This window comes from Aeromicrobium sp. Leaf350 (assembly GCF_916858655.1).
Classification (GTDB): domain Bacteria; phylum Actinomycetota; class Actinomycetes; order Propionibacteriales; family Nocardioidaceae; genus Aeromicrobium.
The window spans coordinates 1,025,889-1,040,091 of record NZ_CAKASL010000001.1; the positions used below are offsets into that span (position 1 = coordinate 1,025,889).

The following is a 14,203-nucleotide window of genomic DNA, read 5'->3' on the forward strand; positions in this document are numbered from 1 at the left end:
AGAATCCCGTCAGGGAAACCGCGCAACTGGGCGCATTTCTGGGTCGGGGGCCTCAGGCCAGGGTGGCGAGGACCTCGTTCAGCGTCTGCGACGGGCGCATGACCTTGGCGGCCTTCTCGACGTCGGGCTGGAAGTAACCGCCGATGTCGGCCGGCGACCCCTGCACCGCGAGGAGCTCGTCGACGATCTTCTGCTCGTTCTCGGCCAGCGACCCCGCGACGGCGCCGAAGGCCTCGGCCAGGGCCGCGTCCTCGGTCTGCTTGGCCAGCTCCTGCGCCCAGTACAGGCCCAGGTAGAAGTGGCTGCCGCGGTTGTCGATCGTGCCGAGCTTGCGGCCCGGCGAGCGGTCCTCGTCGAGGAACGTGCCGGTGGCGCGGTCGAGCGTGTCGGCCAGCACCTGCGCGCGGGCGTTGTCGGTGGTCTGGGCGAGGTGCTCCAGGCTCACCGCCAGCGCGAGGAACTCACCGAGCGAGTCCCAGCGCAGGTAGTTCTCCTCCACGAGCTGCTGCACGTGCTTCGGGGCGGAGCCGCCGGCACCGGTCTCGAACAGGCCGCCTCCGTTGATGAGCGGCACGACCGACAGCATCTTCGCGCTGGTGCCCAGCTCGAGGATCGGGAACAGGTCGGTGTTGTAGTCGCGCAGCACGTTGCCGGTGACCGAGATCGTGTTCTCGCCCTTGCGGATGCGCTCGACTGACAGCTTCGTCGCCTCGACCGGCGAGAGGATGCGGATGTCCAGGCCGTCGGTGTCGTGCTCCGGGAGGTAGGCGTCGACCTTGGCAATCAGGTTGGCGTCGTGCGCGCGCTCGGCGTCGAGCCAGAAGACGGCCGGGTCGCCGGTGGCGCGGGCGCGCGTGACGGCGAGCTTGACCCAGTCGCGGATCGGCACGTCCTTGGTCTGGCAGGCGCGCCAGATGTCGCCCTGCGCGACGACGTGCTCGAGGATCGCGTCGCCCGCCGAGTTCACGACACGGACGGTGCCCGTGGTCGGGATCTCGAACGTCTTGTCGTGGCTGCCGTACTCCTCGGCCTTCTGCGCCATGAGGCCCACGTTCGGGACCGTGCCCATCGTGCTCGGGTCGTAGGCGCCGTTGGCCTTGCAGTCGTCGACGACGACCTGGTAGACGCCGGCGTAGCTCGAGTCGGGGATGACCGCGAGCGTGTCGGCCTCGCCGCCGTCCGGGCCCCACATGTGGCCCGAGGTGCGGATCATGGCCGGCATCGAGGCGTCGACGATGACGTCGCTCGGCACGTGCAGGTTCGTGATGCCCTTGTCGGAGTTGACCATGGCCAGCTCCGGGCCCTCGGCGAGCTCGGCGTCGAAGGACGCCTTGATCTCGGCGCCGCTGTCGAGCGCGTCGAGGCCGGCGAGGATGCCGCCGAGACCGTCGTTGGGGCTGAGGCCCGCGGCGGCGAGGTCGGCACCGAACGCGGCGAACGTCTTCGGGAAGAACGCGCGCACGACGTGACCGAAGATGATCGGGTCGGAGACCTTCATCATCGTGGCCTTGAGGTGCACCGAGAACAGGACGCCGTCGGCCTTGGCCTTGGCGATCTGCTCGGTGAGGAACTCGCGCAGCGCGGCGACGTCGAGGTAGGTCGCGTCGACGACCTCACCCGCGATGACGGGCAGCGACTCCTTGAGCACCGTGGTCGAGCCGTCGTCGCCGACGAGCTCGATGCGCAGGGTGTCGTCGGCCTCGATCACGACGGACTTCTCGTTGGAGCGGAAGTCGCGGACGCCCATCGTGGCGATGTCGGTCTGGGAGTCGGAGGACCAGGCACCCATGCGGTGCGGGTGCTTCTTGGCGTAGCTCTTGACCGACGCGGGGGCGCGGCGGTCGGAGTTGCCCTCGCGCAGGACCGGGTTGACGGCGGAGCCCATGACCTTGCCGTAGCGGGCGCGGACCTCCTTCTCCTCGTCGGTCTGCGGGTTCTCCGGGTACGCGGGGAGCGCGTAGCCCTGGTCCTGCAGCTCGGCGATCGCGGCCTTCAGCTGCGGCACGGAGGCGGAGATGTTGGGGAGCTTGATGATGTTCGCCTCGGGGCGCAGCGCGAGCTCGCCGAGCTCGGCGAGGGCGTCGCCGATGCGCTGCCCCTCCTCGAGGTGCTCGGGGAACTGGCTGATGATGCGGCCCGCCAGCGAGATGTCGCGGGTCTCGACCTGCACGCCCGCGGTGGAGGCGTAGGCCTCGATGAACGGCAGGAACGAGTGCGTCGCCAGTGCGGGCGCCTCATCGGTGTGGGTGTAGATGATCGTCGGGTCGGCCACGGGGTCTCCGTTTCGCACGCAAGAATAGTTTGACGTCAAGATATCTCATCACGAGACGTCCCCACCGTGGCACCCGCCGCGACCCCTGTCGAGCCGGGGCGGGCGCGGTAGCGTCCCCGCATGGAGGTCATCGGCGGCGCAGCGCTCGGCGCACTCGTCGTGCTGCTCGGCCTCGCGGGCTGGCGGCGGGCGGTCCGTCGGCGCGACGAGTCGCTCGGCAGCCCCGACGACCTGGCCACCTACGCGACGCTGCACACGGCCTCGCTGGCCGCACCGGCCCTGCGTGCCGGCCTCGACACCGACGGCGCGGCTCGCGCCCTGCCGTACCTGCGGGCCCTGCTCGGCGACGCGCCCGCCGCGCTCACCGACGGCGCCGGGGTGGTGGCGTCCTCGGGCGACGTCGACGCCGAGACCGCCACCCCGCTCGTCGAGGCGGTGCTGGCCGAGGGGCGCACCCAGGCGTCCGACCGGGTCGTCGTGGCGCCGCTCGCCGTCGAGGACCGCGTCGTCGGCACGCTCGTCGTGCGCACCGACCACCCGTCCGCGGGCCTCGTGCGCGCCACCACCGAGGTCGCGCGCTGGGTCTCCAGCCAGCTCGAGCTCGGCGAGCTGGCTGCCTCGCGCACCGCCCTGATGGAGGCCGAGCTGCGCGCGCTCCGGGCCCAGATCTCGCCCCACTTCATCTACAACTCGCTCGGCGCGATCGCGTCCTACGTGCGCACCGACCCGGAGCGCGCCCGGTCGCTGCTGCTCGAGTTCGCCGACTTCACGCGCTACTCCTTCCGGCGTCACGGCGACTTCACGACCCTCGCCGAAGAGCTGCTCTCGATCGAGCGCTACCTCGTGCTGGAGAAGGCCCGGTTCGGCGACCGGCTGCGCGTGACCTCCAGCGTCGCCCCCGAGGTGCTGCACGTGACCCTGCCGTTCCTCGCGGTGCAGCCACTCGTCGAGAACGCGGTGCGCCACGGCATCGAGCCGAAGGACGGACCCGGACACATCACGGTGGTGGCCCGCGACGCCGGGGCCACGTGCGTCATCGAGATCGAGGACGACGGCGTGGGCAGCGACCCCGACGTCGTGCGCGAGGCGCTGGCCGGTCGCGCGAGCAGCGGATCGATCGGCCTGGCCAACGTCGACGAGCGGCTGCGCGCGGTGTACGGCGACGACCACGGGATCGTCGTCGAGACGGCACCCGGCCTCGGCACGAAGGTCTCGCTGCGCGTGCCGAAGTTCAACCCGCGCGACCTTCCCTGAGGGCACGACCCGAACCGCGAGGTGACGCCGGTCACTCCGCCGTAGACTCACCGGGGTGAACGACCGCACGGCTCCCCCGGCACTGCGCGTGCTCGTCGTCGACGACGAGCGCCCCGTGCTCGACGAGCTGGTGTGGCTGCTCGCCCGCGACGAGCGCATCGCCCACGTGCGCACCGCGTCGTCGGGCACCGAGGCGCTGCGCGTGCTCGAGGGCGGTGACGTCGACCTGGCGTTCCTCGACATCGCGATGCCGGGGCTCAGCGGTCTCGAGATCGCCCGCCTGCTCGGTCGCTTCGCGCACCCGCCCCAGGTCGTGTTCGTGACCGCCCACGACGCCCACGCGATCGAGGCGTTCGAGATGAACGCGGTCGACTACCTGCTCAAGCCCGTGCGCGAGGAGCGGCTGGCCGAGAGCATCCGCCGCGCGGTCGACGCGGGCGACCGCGTGCCGGCCGCCCCGGACGAGCGCATCGCGGTCGAGCTCGGCGGGGTGACCCGCTTCGTCATGCGCTCGACCATCACCGACGTCGAGGCCCAGGGCGACTACGTACGGCTGCACACGATCGACGGCACCTCCCACCTCGTGCGCATGACGCTGAGCCACGTCGCCGACACGTGGGCCGAGCACGACTTCGCCCGCGTGCACCGCAGCCACGTCGTCAACCGGCGCCACATCCGCGAGGTCCGCCAGTCCGGCGGGCGGACGACGCTGGTGCTGCCGAGCGGCGACGCCACGCTCGAGGTCGAGGTCTCACGCCGCCACCACCGCGACCTGCGCGAGCTGATCCGTGACGCCTGACGACCCGCCGGAGGCCGTGCCGCAGCACCGCGAGCGGGTCCGCGTCACGAGTCCTCTCGTGCACGCCCCGGCGCCCCAACGGCGCAGCGCGCGCCAGGAGGTCGCCGAGCAGTCGACGGTCGGCGCGGTCTACGTGCGGTCGCTCGTGCGTGCCCAGCGCCGGGCGGCCATCGCGACGACCCTGGTCGCGGCGGTCTCGATCGGCGTGCTGCCGGTGCTGTTCTGGTCGGACCTGCCGGTCCGCACCTGGACGATCGCCTCGGTGCCCGTGGTGTGGATCGTGCTGGGCGTCCTGGTCTACCCGTGGGTGTGGTGGCTCGGCCGCGCGTACGTGTGGCGCGCCGAGCACAACGAGTCGACGTTCGTCGCCCTCATGGACTCCCCCACCGACCCGGCGGTCGACGACGCCCCGAGCCCGCCGTGAACACCACCGCGGGGCTCGCCGCGATCGTGCTGGTCGTGCTGGCGACGCTGACGATCGGCGCGCTCGCGATGCGCTGGAGCCGCACGACGAGCGACTTCTACGTGGCCTCGCGCAGCGTCAGTCCCTGGCTCAACGCCTCGGCGATCGGTGGCGAGTACCTGTCGGCCGCGTCGTTCCTCGGGGTCGCCGGGCTCGTGCTCGTGGCCGGGGCCGACGTGCTCTGGTATCCCATCGGCTGGACGACCGGCTACCTCCTGCTGCTCGTCGTCGTGGCCGCGCCCCTTCGGCGGTCAGGGGCGTACACGATCCCGGACTTCGCGGGCTGGAGGCTGCGCTCCGTCGCGGTCCGCCACGTCTCGACGCTGCTCGTGGTCGCCGTCGGCTGGCTCTACCTCATGCCGCAGTTCCAGGGCGCCGGCCTCACGATGCAGGCCGTCACCGGGGCTCCGGTCTGGACGGGCATCGCGGTCGTCGCGGTCGTGGTCGCGACCCTCGTGGCCTCGGGCGGGATGCGCTCGATCACCTTCGTCCAGGCCTTCCAGTACTGGCTCAAGCTGACCGCGCTGCTCGTGCCGCTGGTGTTCCTGCTGATCGCGTGGCGGGGTGACGGCGCCCCGATGCCGGAGGCCACGGCCGGGTGGGCGCTGCCGGACGCCGACCTCGGGGCGGAGCGCCTCTACACCGCCTACGCGGTCCTGACGGCGACGTGCCTCGGCACGATGGGTCTGCCCCACGTGGTGGTGCGCTTCTACACGAACCGCGACGGGGTCGCGGCCCGCCGCACGACGCTGATCGTGCTCGGCCTGCTCGGGGTGTTCTACCTCCTGCCCACCGCGTACGGCGCGCTCGGCCGGGTCTACGCGGGCGACCTGAGCGACTCGAGCCAGGCCGACACCGTGATCCTGCAGCTGCCGGAGCGGATGCTCACGACGGGTGCCGACGCGCTCGGTGCGCTGATCCTCGCCGGCGCCTTCGCCGCGTTCCTCTCGACCTCGTCGGGGCTGACGATGGCGATCGCCGGTGTCGTCGGGCAGGAGATCGACCGGCGACGCTGGTTCGGCGGACGGCTCGTCGGCGTCGCCTCGGTGCGCGTGGCGGCCGTGACCTGCGTGCTGCCGCCCCTCGCGCTCGCCCTCACCGCCGACAACATCCCCATCGCGACCTCGGTGACGTTCGCGTTCGCCCTCGCGGCGTCGACCTTCTGCCCGCTGCTGGTGCTCGGCATCTGGTGGCCACGCCTGACCCGCCAGGGGGCGGTCGCCGGGCTGGTCGGCGGCGGGCTGGCGGCCGGGATCGCGCCCCTGGTGACGTTGGGCCTGGACCCGGACGGCTGGGTCGGCCTGGTCGTCGCCCAGCCCGCCGTGTGGACCGTCCCGCTCGGCTTCGGGCTCATGATCGCCGTCTCCCTCCTCACCCGCCGCGCGAGCGACGAGGACACCGACCGGGTCTTCGCCAAGCTCCACACCCCCGAGCGCGCCTGACCCTCCCGCCCTCGGGGCGGGAGGAGCCTCGAAAGGGGTCCCTCGACCACCGGGGTGGGAGCGGTTGTCCACCGGTGGCCAACCGGGTCGTTGACGAGTGTCCGCACCCGCCTGGATGCTACGTATCAGTATCGGGGGACACGGCCGCGACGGGCGTCCGGGCCCCGTGCTCGTATCGGGGAAGGACGTACGACATGTCAGTCATCGAGCTGCCGAGCACCGCCTCGGCCCACGCGTACGCGTGGTCGAGCAACACCCTCCAGAGGACGCGGGTGAGGCTCGAGAACGGGCTGGTCCGCTACGACGGCTGGTTCCTGGTCTTCACGGCCGTGATCCTCGGCCTCGGCGCCACGATCATCAGCGGCATGGCGATCTGGTGCGTCGTCAAGCAGAAGAAGAACTTCACCGGGGAGTGGGGCTTCAAGAACTTCGGTCTGAAGGTCCGCTTCGAGTGCGAGTAGCCACTCGAGCCGGCGGGGCCGGCCGCGCAGCTCCGGCGACCGGCCCCGCCACCCGACCCACCCCCTCCTCTCGGAAGGCACCGGTGACGCGATGACGACGCTCGACGCCCGATCGATCGACTACGCCTACGAGCCGGGCGTGCAGGTGCTCCACGGCGTCGACCTGTCGGCCGCGTCCGGCGAGGTCCTGGGCCTCGTCGGCCCCAACGGGTCCGGCAAGTCCACCCTGATCCAGGTCCTCTTCGACCTGCTCGCCGCCCAGGGCGGGTCGGTCACGATCGACGGCCACCCGCACACCTCCACGGCGGCGAAGGACGCCTCCCTCTACCTGCCCAGCGACGACTACCTCCCCCAGTTCCTGACGGGCCGCGAGTACCTGGGGCTCGTCGCCCAGCTCTACGGCACCCGCGCCGACGACCCCTCCGACCTGTTCGCCCGGTTCGGCATGCAGGGACGCCTCGACGACCTGCTCGAGGACTACTCGCACGGCATGCGCAAGAAGACGCAGCTCATCTCGGCCCTGACGATGAGGCGCCCCGTGACCGTGATCGACGAGACCCTCAACGGCATCGACGTCGGGTCGCTCCGGCTCTGCGAGAAGGAGCTGGCGCACCTGCGCGACGAGGGCGGCGCCATCGTGCTGTGCACCCACGACTTCGCGCTGCTCGAGCGCCTGGCCGACCGCGTGGTCTTCCTCGACCTGGGCCGGGTGGTCGCCGACGACACGACGGCGGCGCTCGTCGCGCAGCACGGCTCGCTGGCCACGATGGTGTTCGACCACCTCGACTCCGCGGCGCGCTGAGGTGCGGCCCTCCCGCGCGCGGGCGCTGTCCGGGATGCTGCTGCGCTACTTCGGTCGCCGGGTCCTGCGCAGCGGCGTCCTGGCCTCCCGTCCCCTGCGCCTGGCCGCCGCTCTCCTCGTCGCCGGCCTCGCGGTCGTGGCGGTCGTGGCCGCCGTGACCTTCCTCGAGCCGCTGCGCTCCGAGCCGGAGGCCTGGGACCTGCTGTTCGACGCCACCAGCATCTCGGCGGTCCTCTGGTGCCTCGTCGCCGTGCTCCTGACCAAGACCCTGTTCCTCAACGCCGAGGGCATGCTCGCCCTGACCTTCGCGCTCCCGGTGACCAACCGTGAGCGGGCCGCGGCCTTCGTCCTCTTCGAGGCCGCCACGGCCGGCATCGTCGTGGCGGCAGGCGTGGGGGCCATGGCCGTCGCGGCGCTCGTGCTGCGCGGCCCGTCGGCCCTCCTCCCGCTCGTCGAGTCGATCGTGCTCCCCGTGCTCCTGACCTATCTCGTGGTCGGGCTCGCCTACCAGCTGCTCACCTGGGTGCTCACGGCCGTAGGCCTGCGCCGGACCCAGCCCCCGGTGCTGCTGCTGAGCCTGTTCGCCCTGCTGATCGCGTACGCGGCCACCGTCCCGCGCCTGACCGCCGCGGTGAGCGGCTCCTACCTCGAGGGCACCGACGAGCGGCCGTGGACCGCGGGAGTCGCGTCGCTGGCCGACCAGTGGGGCCACCCTGCCGCCCTGGCCACCTGCGCCGCGGCGATGGCGGTCCTGGCGGTGGCCACCGTCGCGCTGGCTCCCAACCGCCACCTCACCGCGTCGCGCTACCTCCCCTGGCGGGCCGGGGCGCTCACCCGCCGCCTGCTCGGCCCCTACGACTGGTGCGTGTTCCGCAGCCTCCAGACGTGGCTCCCGACCGTGCTGGCGGCCGCGGTCTACGTCGCCCTGACGATCAAGCCGCTGGCGCACCCGATGTGGGCCCTGTCCCTGGTGTCGATGGGCGCGCTCTACCAGTTCGCGGCCACCGAGCCGCTGCGTCGCCTGCGGGGCGGTCGCACACCCGCCTGGTCCGTCTACGTCCGCCTCCTGCGTGCCCAGGCACTGCTGTGGCTGCTGCTCGCGGTGCCGGCCACCGCCGCGGTGCTCGTGGTCGAGCCGGGCGCCGTCGCCGACGTCGTGGACCCGCTGGTCGGCAGCCTCGCCGGCACGGTGCTGGCGCTCGCCGTCGGCATCGTCTTCCCCGCGGTCGACGACAACCCGTTCTCCCTCTTCGTCGGCCTGTCGCTGGCCGTCGTCGTCGTGACCGCGCTCGCCCTCGCGATCGGCGTGCTCAGCCTGCCCCCACCCGTCGCTGCGGCCCTCGCCGTCGCGACCCTCGCGCTCGCCGTCGTCTACAGCGTCGTCGGCATCACCACCCACGAGTCAAGGAGACGTCATGAAGAAGTCGCTGATCGCCGTCAACAGCGTGGCCGGGGCGGCGCTGCTGACCCTCGTCGCCGGCGCCGCGATCCTGCTGGTGCTCATGTTCTCGACGGACGGTGACGCCGACGCGGACCGCCGGGCGTTCTTCGGCTCGCTCATGTTCAGCACGAAGGAGCAGGCCGACGGGTCGACCGCGATCACCGCAGGGGTCGACGACCCGGTGCCGCTGATCGTGCTGTTCGTCGTGCTCGCGATCGCCCTGACGTTCATCCAGCTCACGTACCGCGCGCTCAAGGTCCACCGCCAGCGACTCCTCGAGGAGCGCGGCCTGGCCTGAGCGGTGGACCGTCGCGCCTCGGTCCCCGCGATCCTGACCGCGACCGCCGGTCAGGTGTGGCCGCTGCTCGCCCTGCTCGGCACGTTCGCGGCGGGCGGCTCCGCGTGGTGGGTCACGTCGGGCGACCCGTCGCTGGTCCGGCTCGCGGCCGAGCTGCTGCTCGTCGCCGTCGTCGGCCTGGTCGGCTCGTTCGCGGTGCACGAGTCGGCGCACCTGCTGGCCCTGCGACGCGTGCCGACCGTCACCGCCGTCCGGCTGGAGCGCACCGCCTGGCGGCTCTCGCTGCACCCCGAGGGGCGGATGACGCGCCGCCACGTCGTCCTGGTCGCCCTGGCCGGCCCGGGTGCGTGCCTCGGCGCCGGGCTGACCCTCGCGGCGGCGGCGCCCGAGTCGTCCCTGCGGTGGTGGTTCGCGGCGCACGCGGTCTTCCTGGTCCCGCCGTTCGGCGACGGCCGCGCCGTCCTGAGGGCGATCCTGGCCCGGGATCCGCGGTGAGCGCCGACCGTTCGTCGCCGGAGATCGACCGCTCGTCGCGCCCCGCCGACCGGTGAGCGCTCCGCCCCCGACCTTCGACGCTGCACCCGCGCTGTGACCTGTCCCACAGGCCTGCGGGTTCCTAGCGTGAGCCACGACACACCCGTGTCCATCGGCCGCTGCTCCCTGCCGCCGGTGCGAGACAGAAGCAGGTGATCGACGTGGCCGAGAAGGTCAGTCCCGAGGTGCAGGCGGAGTACCAGCGTATTCACGCCACCGCCGAGTTCAAGGCGCTCCAACGCGCCTACCGCAAGTTCGTGATCCCGACGACCATCGCCTTCATGGTCTGGTACCTGACCTACGTCCTGTTCTCGAACTACGCGGGCGACTTCATGGGTCAGCAGGTCTTCGGCAACGTCAACGTGGCCCTGCTGTTCGGCCTCCTGCAGTTCGTCACGACCTTCGCGATCGCCTACGCCTACGCGCGCTACTCGCTGGCGAAGATGGACCCGATCTCCGACGAGCTCCGGGCCCAGTTCGAGCGGGAGGTCGACTGATGAGCGCCCTCCACACCGTCCTCGCCGACGACCGGGTGATCCTGGCCGCTGAGGGCACCACGAGCGACAACCGCGTCCTGACCGCCTCGCTGTTCGGCTTCGTCGTCCTGCTGACGGTCGGCATCACCTTCTGGGCGAGCCGCAACACCAAGACCGCTGCCGACTACTACGCCGGCGGCCGGTCGTTCTCGGGCATGCAGAACGGGTTCGCGATCGGCGGCGACTACATGTCGGCGGCGTCGTTCCTCGGCATCTCCGGCGCGATCGCCCTGTCGGGCTACGACGGCTTCCTGTACTCGATCGGCTTCCTCGTCGCGTGGCTCGTGGCGCTGCTGCTGATCGCCGAGCTGCTGCGCAACTCCGGCCGCTTCACGATGGCCGACCAGCTCGCGTACCGCATGGAGCAGCGACCCGTCCGCACCGCGGCGGCGACCTCCACCATCATCGTCTCGATCTTCTACCTGCTCGCCCAGATGGTCGGCGCCGGCGCCCTCGTGTCGCTGCTGCTCGGCATCGATGGCGAGACCGCGAAGAACATCACGATCGCTGCGGTCGGCCTGCTGATGGTCTTCTACGTCGTGCTCGGCGGCATGAAGGGCACGACCTGGGTGCAGATCGTCAAGGCCGTGCTGCTGATGTTCGGCACGCTGCTCATCTCGGTGCTGGTGCTCGCGAAGTTCGGCTTCAACCTGTCGGACCTTCTCGGCACCGCGGCGCAGGAGAGCGGCCAGGGCAAGGCGTTCCTCGAACCCGGACTGAAGTACGGCGGCTCCACCACGAGCAAGATTGACTTCATCTCGCTCGGCATCGCCCTGGTGCTCGGCACCGCGGGCCTGCCGCACATCCTGGTGCGCTTCTACACCGTGCCGACCGCCAAGGCGGCCCGCGTCTCGGTGCTCTGGGCCATCGGCCTGATCGGCGCCTTCTACCTGATGACGCTGATCCTCGGCTTCGGCGCCGCGGCGCTCGTCACGGGCGACCAGAAGCAGCAGATCATCGACTCCGGCGGCAACCTCGCCTCACCGCTCCTGGCGCAAGCCGTCGGCGGTGGTCCGGGCACGACCGGTGGCGCGATCCTGCTGGCCCTCATCGCGGCCGTCGCGTTCGCCACGATCCTCGCGGTCGTCGCCGGCCTCACGCTGACGTCGGCGTCCTCCGTGGCGCACGACCTGTACGCCAACGTGTGGAAGAAGGGCACCGCGTCGGAGAAGGACGAGGTCAAGATGGCCCGTATCGCGGCCTTCGTGATCGGTGGCGTCGCGATCGCCCTGGCGATCCCGGGCAAGAACCTCAACGTGGCGTTCCTCGTCGCGCTGGCGTTCGCGGTCGCGGCCTCGGCCAACCTGCCGGCCCTGCTCTACAACCTGTTCTGGAAGCGGTTCAACACCCGCGGAGCGGTCTGGAGCATCTACGGCGGCCTGATCTCCTCGGTGGGGCTGGTCATCTTCAGCCCGATCGTGTCGGGCAAGGGCCTGGACCCCAACGGCAAGAACCTGTCGCTGCTGCCCGAGAACATCGACATCAGCTGGTTCCCGCTGGAGAACCCGGGCATCGTCTCGATCCCGCTCGGCTTCTTCCTCGGCTGGCTGGGCACCGTGACGACCCGCAGCCGGGTCAGCGAGGAGCGGTTCCCCGAGCTCGAGGTCCGCTCCTTCACCGGAGCCGGCGCCGAGAAGTAAGCCGGCACCACCACGGTTGCGGGGCGGGCCTCGCCCGCCCCGCAACCACTCCGCAACACGCCTCGCGGCATGCTGTGGCGTGCGACACGATGAATGACGACAGCCCCTCGACCAGGAGACACCTGTGACTGACGAGACCATCAGCAACCTCGCCCACGAGGACCGCATCTTCGAGCCGCCGGCCGACCTCGCGGCGAACGCGAACTTCACCGCCGCCACCTACGAGGCCGCCGAGAAGGACCGGCTCGGCTTCTGGGGCGAGCAGGCGGCCCGCCTGACGTGGGACACCCCGTTCACCGAGGTGCTCGACTGGACCGATCCGCCGTTCGCGAAGTGGTTCGTGGGCGGCAAGCTCAACGTGGCCTACAACTGCGTCGACCGGCACGTCGAGAACGGGAACGGCGACAAGGTCGCGTTCCACTTCGTCGGCGAGCCCGGCGACACCCGCACCATCACCTACGCCGACCTGAAGGACGAGGTCAGCCAGGCCGCCAACGCGATCACCGAGCTCGGCATCGAGACCGGCGACCGGGTCGCGATCTACCTGCCGATGATCCCCGAGGCCGTCATCGCGATGCTCGCCTGCGCCCGTCTCGGCGCCCCGCACACCGTGGTGTTCGGCGGGTTCAGCTCCGACGCCCTCGCCTCACGGGTCGACGACTGCGGCGCCAAGCTCGTCATCACGTCCGACGGCGGCTACCGCCGCGGCAACCCCTCGGCCCTCAAGCCCGCGGTCGACGAGGCCCTCGCGAAGCTGGGCGACGCGAGCCCGGTCGAGCACGTGCTCGTGGTCAAGCGCACGGGCCAGGACGTCGAGTGGAACGACGACCTCGACGTCTGGTGGGACGAGACGGTCGGCCAGGCGTCCACCGACCACACCCCCGAGGCCTTCGACGCCGAGCACCCGCTGTACGTCATGTACACCTCGGGCACGACGGGCAAGCCCAAGGGCATCCTGCACACCTCGGGCGGCTACCTGACGCAGGCGGCGACGACGTTCCACGGCACGTTCGACCACAAGCCCGAGACCGACGTCTACTGGTGCACCGCCGACGTCGGCTGGGTCACGGGCCACTCCTACATCGTCTACGGCCCGACGGCCGAGGGCGCGACGCAGGTGCTCTACGAGGGCACCCCCGACACCCCGCACAAGGGCCGCTGGTGGGAGATCATCGCCGAGTACGGCGTGACGCTCTTCTACACGGCCCCCACCGCGGTCCGCACGTTCATGAAGTGGGGTCGCCAGATCCCCGCCGAGCACGACCTCACGTCGCTGCGCATCGTCGGCTCGGTCGGTGAGTCGATCAACCCCGAGGCCTACGTCTGGTACCGCGACAACGTCGGCGGCGGGAAGACCCCGATCGTCGACACGTGGTGGCAGACCGAGACCGGCGCCCACATGATCACCCCGCTGCCGGGCGTCACGAAGGCCAAGCCCGGCTCGGCCATGATCGGCTTCCCCGGCATCAGCATCGACGTCGTCGACGACGCGGGCGAGCCCGTGCCGAACGGAGGCGGCGGCTACCTCGTCGTCACCGAGCCGTGGCCCTCGATGCTCCGCACGATCTGGGGCGACGAGGAGCGGTACAAGGAGACCTACTGGTCGCGGTTCGCCTCGCAGGGCTACTACTTCGCCGGCGACGGCGCCAAGAAGGACGACGACGGCGCCATCTGGCTGCTCGGCCGCGTCGACGACGTCATGAACGTCTCGGGCCACCGCCTGTCGACGACCGAGATCGAGTCGGCCCTCGTGTCGCACCCGTCCGTCGCCGAGGCCGCCGTGGTCGGCGCCGCCGACGAGACCACCGGCCAGGCCGTCGTGGCGTTCGTGATCCTGCGCGAGTCCGCCGGCGACGAGGGCGGCACCGACGACGCGATCGCGGCGCTGCGCAACCACGTGGCCAAGGAGATCGGGCCCATCGCCAAGCCGCGCCAGATCATGGTCGTGCCGGAGCTGCCCAAGACCCGCTCCGGCAAGATCATGCGCCGCCTCCTGCGCGACGTCGCCGAGAACCGCGAGGTCGGCGACGCCACCACCCTGGCCGACTCCTCCGTGATGGACCTCATCACCCAGGGCCTCAAGACGACCAGCACCGACGACTGACCCCAGCCGTCGGGTTGGGCGGTGAGTGTTCCACCTAGGGCGGTGAGTCCTCCACCGTATGAACGTTCGTACGGTGGAGGACTCACCGCCCGTCGGCGTCAGGTGGAACACTCACCGCCCCACCGGGCGGGCGGTCGTGGTGCGCCGGGGGCGGTCG

13 protein-coding genes are annotated in these 14,203 nt (G+C 71.3%); 12 read left to right on the top strand and 1 reads right to left on the bottom strand.

Features of this window, described 5'->3' with window-relative positions; translation table 11 throughout:
- Positions 1-52 precede the first annotated feature (52 nt).
- Positions 53-2,272, bottom strand: coding sequence for an NADP-dependent isocitrate dehydrogenase (locus LO931_RS05235; RefSeq protein ID WP_370636094.1), 2,220 nt, complete (start codon positions 2,270-2,272; stop codon positions 53-55).
- A gap of 120 nt (positions 2,273-2,392) precedes the next feature.
- Here LO931_RS05235 and LO931_RS05240 point away from each other — a divergent pair, with 120 nt between their 5' ends.
- The 12 genes from LO931_RS05240 to acs all read left to right on the top strand — a co-directional run bounded on the left by LO931_RS05240 (position 2,393) and on the right by acs (position 14,046).
- Entirely contained in the window at positions 2,393-3,526 is a 1,134-nt protein-coding gene (locus LO931_RS05240; protein WP_229052228.1) for a sensor histidine kinase, read from the top strand.
- Positions 3,527-3,581: 55 nt separating this feature from the next.
- Positions 3,582-4,325: a LytTR family DNA-binding domain-containing protein gene (locus LO931_RS05245; RefSeq protein ID WP_229052229.1), complete on the top strand. Its 744-nt coding sequence runs from the start codon at positions 3,582-3,584 to the stop codon at positions 4,323-4,325.
- Positions 4,315-4,749 carry a hypothetical protein gene (locus LO931_RS05250; protein WP_229052230.1) on the top strand — a complete coding sequence of 145 codons (435 nt, stop codon included), beginning with the start codon at positions 4,315-4,317 and terminating at the stop codon, positions 4,747-4,749. The genes LO931_RS05245 and LO931_RS05250 overlap by 11 nt, the downstream gene beginning before the upstream one ends.
- Positions 4,746-6,230 (top strand): cation acetate symporter, encoded by a 1,485-nt coding sequence (locus tag LO931_RS05255; protein WP_229052231.1) that lies wholly within the window; start codon positions 4,746-4,748, stop codon positions 6,228-6,230. Before LO931_RS05250 ends, LO931_RS05255 begins: the two co-directional genes overlap by 4 nt.
- A gap of 194 nt (positions 6,231-6,424) precedes the next feature.
- Positions 6,425-6,691, top strand: a complete 267-nt coding sequence (locus LO931_RS05260; RefSeq protein WP_229052232.1) for a hypothetical protein — start codon at positions 6,425-6,427, stop codon at positions 6,689-6,691.
- A 91-nt stretch (positions 6,692-6,782) separates the two neighbouring features.
- On the top strand, positions 6,783-7,493 hold the full coding sequence (locus LO931_RS05265; RefSeq protein ID WP_229052233.1) for an ABC transporter ATP-binding protein: 711 nt from the start codon (positions 6,783-6,785) through the stop codon (positions 7,491-7,493).
- A gap of 1 nt (position 7,494) precedes the next feature.
- A complete protein-coding gene (locus tag LO931_RS05270) occupies positions 7,495-9,015 on the top strand; it encodes a hypothetical protein (protein ID WP_229052234.1) in 1,521 nt (506 codons plus the stop codon).
- A complete protein-coding gene (locus LO931_RS05275) occupies positions 8,909-9,232 on the top strand; it encodes a hypothetical protein (RefSeq protein WP_229052235.1) in 324 nt (107 codons plus the stop codon). The genes LO931_RS05270 and LO931_RS05275 overlap by 107 nt, the downstream gene beginning before the upstream one ends.
- Positions 9,233-9,235: 3 nt before the next feature.
- Positions 9,236-9,727 (top strand): hypothetical protein, encoded by a 492-nt coding sequence (locus LO931_RS05280; RefSeq protein WP_229052236.1) that lies wholly within the window; start codon positions 9,236-9,238, stop codon positions 9,725-9,727.
- Between the two features lie 200 nt (positions 9,728-9,927).
- Entirely contained in the window at positions 9,928-10,263 is a 336-nt protein-coding gene (locus LO931_RS05285; protein WP_229052237.1) for a DUF485 domain-containing protein, read from the top strand.
- The gene (locus LO931_RS05290) at positions 10,263-11,942 is read left to right on the top strand and encodes a cation acetate symporter (protein ID WP_229052238.1); all 1,680 of its coding nucleotides are present in this window, start codon (positions 10,263-10,265) and stop codon (positions 11,940-11,942) included. The genes LO931_RS05285 and LO931_RS05290 overlap by 1 nt, the downstream gene beginning before the upstream one ends.
- A 124-nt stretch (positions 11,943-12,066) precedes the next feature.
- Positions 12,067-14,046, top strand: coding sequence for an acetate--CoA ligase (acs, locus tag LO931_RS05295; RefSeq protein ID WP_229052239.1), 1,980 nt, complete (start codon positions 12,067-12,069; stop codon positions 14,044-14,046).
- Positions 14,047-14,203: the final 157 nt, after the last annotated feature.